This window comes from Mesorhizobium sp. M1365, from assembly GCF_040317865.1.
Lineage (GTDB): Bacteria > Pseudomonadota > Alphaproteobacteria > Rhizobiales > Rhizobiaceae > Mesorhizobium.
In genome coordinates this window covers 1-1,172 of record NZ_JAMYLG010000105.1, presented here as the reverse complement: position 1 = coordinate 1,172, position 1,172 = coordinate 1, and the positions used below count along the sequence as shown (strand labels likewise).

Sequence of the window (1,172 nt, the reverse complement as noted above, 5' to 3'; positions counted from 1 at the left end):
GAGGGCAGGGCTATCGCATATGAGTGATGGCATTGATGAGATAGTCGTCGTTCCAGGCGCATTTCTTGATGCGATGGCTGATGGGAACTTTGGCAGCATCGGCGGCCTGAAGGATGTTTCTGGCGAGGCGATTGAGAAGGGCCGTGTTGGCGGGGGCATTGTCCTTGCGGGCACGGCTGAGATCCTCATCGAGATGGACATCGAGCATCCAATGCAGGCCGTTCTCGATCTGCCAATGAGCTCTAGTGAGGTCGAGCGCCCGCTGCGGCGACATGAGCGTGGAGGCCATGAACAGGCGCATCAACGGCTTGGCCTGATCGCGTCGGCTGGTGATGCGGATGAAGGCCCGGTGGCCGGGCATCAGCGGCTCGGCCGCCGCCACGATCTCGGCCTGCCGCCACTCGTTGCGGCCGTGGCTGGTCTCGGTCCGCTCGGCAATGGAAGGGGTGGCGTCGGCCAGTTGCAGGTTGGCACGGCGCAGCCAATGACGACGGTTGCCCTTCAGCGCAAGCAGGTAATCGCCACCTCTTTGGGTAATGGCCGCAGCCATGCGGGTGTGGCAGTGGAGCGCGTCGGCGGTGACCAATCTGCCCGTAAGATCAATGAGTTCGACGCCTTTGAGCGCGGCCTCGACTTCGTTCTCACCATCGCTCGGCGAGACTGCCGCCAGGCACAGCCGGGTCTCGGCGGCGAAGGCCGACACCGTCAACGGCGGACTGGCTGCCAAGCCCTTCTCGTAGGCTCGCCGCAAAGCCTTGCCGTCAAGCGACACCACCTCGGGCGTCTCTCGGCTGGCTCGGGCGAAAGCTGCGGCAAAGGCAGCAAAGGCGCGACCAAAGGCCTCCGGGTCGAGCAGACGCAGCAGCCGCGAGAAGGTGTCGTGGCTGGGAGCTGCGTCATAGTCGATCAGCCGCGACAGCGCCTGCTTGCGCTCCTGCGCGAACAGGGCAAATTCCGTCGCATTGCTGGCGCCGCACAGGCTTGCTGCGATCATCATCACGATCAGGTCGCCAAGCCGGTGCGTGGCGTTGGGCGCGCGTGGATCAGGCACCGCGCCAAAGTAGCTCTCAAGGCAGGAAATGGCAGTCGCTCCTTCGCTCAACTGCCTCTCCAAAGAATCCTTTCTCAGCCTAAACTCAACCCCAAAATCGCCATATGCGATTCCCCTGCCC

The 1,172-nt window shown here is 63.4% G+C and carries 1 protein-coding gene; it reads right to left on the bottom strand.

Going from position 1 to position 1,172, the window contains the following annotated elements:
- Positions 1 to 10 precede the first annotated feature (10 nt).
- Entirely contained in the window at positions 11 to 1,102 is a 1,092-nt protein-coding gene (locus NKH04_RS33070) for an ISAs1 family transposase (RefSeq protein ID WP_353045605.1), read from the bottom strand.
- Positions 1,103 to 1,172 lie beyond the last annotated feature (70 nt).